The following is a 3,495-nucleotide window of genomic DNA, read 5'->3' as shown; positions in this document are numbered from 1 at the left end:
GGCATACCCCGTGCACGGTGGACGGCAGCAGCGATTCGCCTATCTGGTGGCGGGGGAAGAACTCCTTCTCCAGGACCAGAACCCGATGGCCCCGCAGCGCCAGAAGTGCGGCCAGCGTCGATCCCGCGGGCCCGCCGCCGACCACCACGGCGTCGAAGTGCTCAGAATTCGTCAAGGCCATCTCCCCCATCCGCTCCGGCGGAATGAATCACTTCCCGGAATGAATCACTTCACTCATTACCGGAGTCCACCTTCATTGGATTATGAATTTCTCCTGAGAAAGTGTCAAGCAAAAAAACTCAGGGGGTGGACAATATTCGTTCAGGAGCGCTCGGACCGTTGTATTTGTTTCTCTTTTGTCGGCGCCTGTTCCCTCGGTCCGATACGGGACAGCAAGGGCCCCGTCATGAGGGTGGTGACGAGTGCCATGAGAACGAGGACGGTGAAGAGTTCCCGGCCGATGACATCGGCTTCCAACGCGACATTGAGCACGATCAGTTCGGTGAGTCCGCGGGTGTTCACCAAGGCCGCCACTCGCGCCGAGGGCCGCGGTTCGAGCCCGCTGACGCGCGCGGCCGCGTAGGCCGGGACGATCTTCCCGAGGATGGCGATGGACAGGATCAGCACCAGCAGGACGCCGCCGCTCCCGTCCAGCGAGCCGATGTTGAACGACAGCCCCGTCGTGACGAAGAACAGCGGCAGCAGCAGACCGGCGCTCTGCTCCATCGGCCGGAGCACGTCCGGGTCCGGCGCGCCCTCCCGGCGCGGCATCGTCAGCCCCGCGAGCAGACCGCCGAACACCGGGTGCAGCCCCAGCGAAGCCGTGACCCAGGCGCTGCCGAGGGCGAGCGCGAGCGCCACCGTGACCTGGTGTGCCACCGCGACGCGGAAATGCCCGAGCCACCAGCCGAGCAGTGGCCGTACGACCAGGAACATGCCCGCCGTGAACACGGCGAGCAGCGCCAGCGACACCTGCCACGCCAGGTCCGGCGCGTGCCCGGTGCCGGCGAGCGCCGCCGCCAGCACCAGCCACGCCATCACGTCCATCAGCCCGGCGGCGGTCGTCGCCACCGTGCCCTCGGCAGTCCCGGTCAGCCGCCGCTCGCGGACGATCGCCACCAGCACCGGAAGCGCGGTGATCGAGGTCGCCACCATCATGAACAGCACGAACGGCCGGCCGTCCGCGCGGCTCGGGTCGACCGCCGCGAACGTGCCGTGGAAGAGCCCCACCGCGCCGGCGCTCAGCCCGGCGGGGATCAGCAGCGCGGACACCGCCACCGTCGCCGCGGCCCTGCCGCCCCCGCGCAACTGCCGCGCGTCGATCTCGTACCCGGCCACGAACATGAAGAGCACGATGGCGATCTGGGACAGCACGGAGAGGAAGGGCAGCACCTCCGACGGGAAGAGCCGTTCGGTCGGATCGCCGGGCAGCCGCCCGAGCAGGGTCGGCCCCATGGCGATGCCCGCCACGATGTGGCCGATGACCGCGGGCTGCCCGCACCGGCGCGCCGCCGCGCCCAGCAGCCACGAGACGACGACGATCAGCGCGACATCGCCGATCACGACGGTCGTGATTTCTTCGGTACTCACCGAGGACCACCCCCGCTCGGGGAATTCTCCGCTCCGGCCGCCCCGCCGCCGACGGGACGGCCGCCCGGTCCGTCTTCCGGGTTTCCGTTCTCTTCTACGGGCGGTGTACTTCCCGCCCCGGCGTCAGCCCTTTTCCCTTTCGCCCACGCTCTGAATTTTCTCCGCGAGCGTGCGTCCGATATACGACGCGGGAACGGGTTGCAGCATGCCGATGTGATCGCTGGCGACCTCGCACAGCCGCACTTCTCCGTCGATGAATTGCCGCCAGCCCCGCACGCCGTCCGCCAGCGAGTGGGTCCGGTCGATCGTCGCCAGGAAGAGCAGCAGATCGCCGTGGAAGACAGCGGGCGCGTAATCCTGTCCGATACGGGATGTATTGAAGCGCACCTCCTGGATGTTGGCCAGCAGCTGGTCGCTGAGGTCCATGTGCCCGTCCTCGCCGAAGGACTCCCGGGTGATGTCGTCCAGGTCGCGCCGCGTGGGGGCCTCCTGCCCGTCCCATCCCTTGATGACCGCGCCGCTGCCGGGGGTCGCGTCCATCACGCTCAGCAGCGCGACCTCCTCGCCGGCGGCCTGGAGCCGGGTGGCGATCGCGTGGGCGACCATGCCGCCGAACGACCAGCCGATCAGGTGGTAGGGGCCCGAGGGCTGGACGGTGCGGATCTGCTCGATGTAGTCGTCCGCCATCTCCTCGATGCTCTGCGGCAGCGGTTCCGACCACGCCAGTCCGCGCGCCTGTACCCCGTACAGCGGCTGGTCGGCCGGCAGATGCCGCAGCAGCGCCGCGTAGCCCCAGCTCAGACCGGTGCCCCAGTGCACGCAGAACAGCGGGGGCCGGCTGCCCGCCACCCGCAGCGGCAGCAGGACCTCCAGGTCCGCGTTCCACGTACCGGCGCCGCGCGCCCGCGCGGTCGCCTTCCTCCCCCGTCCGCTGTCGAGGACCGTGAGCAGGCCCTCACGGGTCCACGTCGCCCGTACGTCCGTACGCAGCATCCGCTCCCCGGCCCGGCCGAAGGGGCACGCGACGAACTTCTCGCCGGTCGGGGCCGGTTGGCCCAGATAGCCGCGGGCCAGGGTGGCGCCCGCCACGTACAGATCGCCCACGCCGCCCGGCGGGACCGGGCGGAGGAAGCCGTCGAGCACGTAGGCGCGTGTGTTCGGGAGCGGGCGGCCGGCGGGGAGCCGCGCGGGCACGTCGGCCGCCGACTCGATCCGGCGGTCCAGCCAGGCGTCCGCCGACTCCGCCGCCCCATGACGGCTCACCAGCGCGGCCTCGGGGTGCCGGCCGCACCACTGCCGTACGTCGTCGGCGGCGACCGGCTCGCCCGTCTCCGCCACCAGGACCTCCCCCACCGGACCGGGCAGCGATGAGAGGCGGGCGCGGGTGGTCACGGCGATCGGCGCCGCCGCGTCCGGGTCATCCGGCTGTCCGGCCGGCCACAGCGGCTCGTCCGGCGCGGTGAGTCGTACGTCCCCTCCGGAGCTCAGCGCCGCGAGCAGCGGAACCGCCAGGGACCGGAAGGGCGCGCGGGCGTCCAGCAGCGTCACGCCCGCGAGCGCCGGGTGGGCCCGCGCGCAGGACGCGATGTGCTGGGCCAGGGCCCGGTGCTCGATGACGGCGCCCATGGCGACGCCGGGCACGGAGGTGTCGAGGATCAGTGCCGGATGTCCGGGCAGCGGGAAGCGCCCACCCCCACGCACCTTAACCTCATTGGTTTCTGACGTGTCATCAAGGAAGACGACCGGAACCGCGATGTCCGCCGGAACCGCCGGAACGGTGTCCGCCGTGCAGACCACCGCCGCGGGCCGTACGCCGCGCAGCGCGGCGATGGTCGCCTCCGCGGGGCGGTCCGGTCCGACGACGCGGCAGGCGGCCCCGGCCCTCAGCACGCCGCTCAGCGCGAC

3 protein-coding genes are annotated in these 3,495 nt (G+C 71.2%); all 3 read right to left on the bottom strand.

Annotated features, from left to right (window positions below; all coding sequences use genetic code 11):
• On the bottom strand, positions 1–181 hold a 181-nt coding region (locus ACFU99_RS37700; protein WP_384401414.1), incomplete at its 3' end, for an FAD-dependent oxidoreductase.
• Positions 182–321: 140 nt separating this feature from the next.
• Complete coding sequence (locus ACFU99_RS37695) at positions 322–1,590, bottom strand: cation:proton antiporter (protein WP_384401411.1); 1,269 nt, start codon at positions 1,588–1,590, stop codon at positions 322–324.
• Positions 1,591–1,713: 123 nt separating this feature from the next.
• On the bottom strand, positions 1,714–3,495 hold a 1,782-nt coding region (locus ACFU99_RS37690), incomplete at its 5' end, for a thioesterase domain-containing protein (RefSeq protein ID WP_384401409.1).

Source organism: Streptomyces sp. NPDC057654, assembly GCF_042800135.1.
Classification (GTDB): Bacteria; Actinomycetota; Actinomycetes; order Streptomycetales; family Streptomycetaceae; genus Streptomyces.
This window is presented reverse-complemented; position numbering and strand designations above follow the sequence as displayed.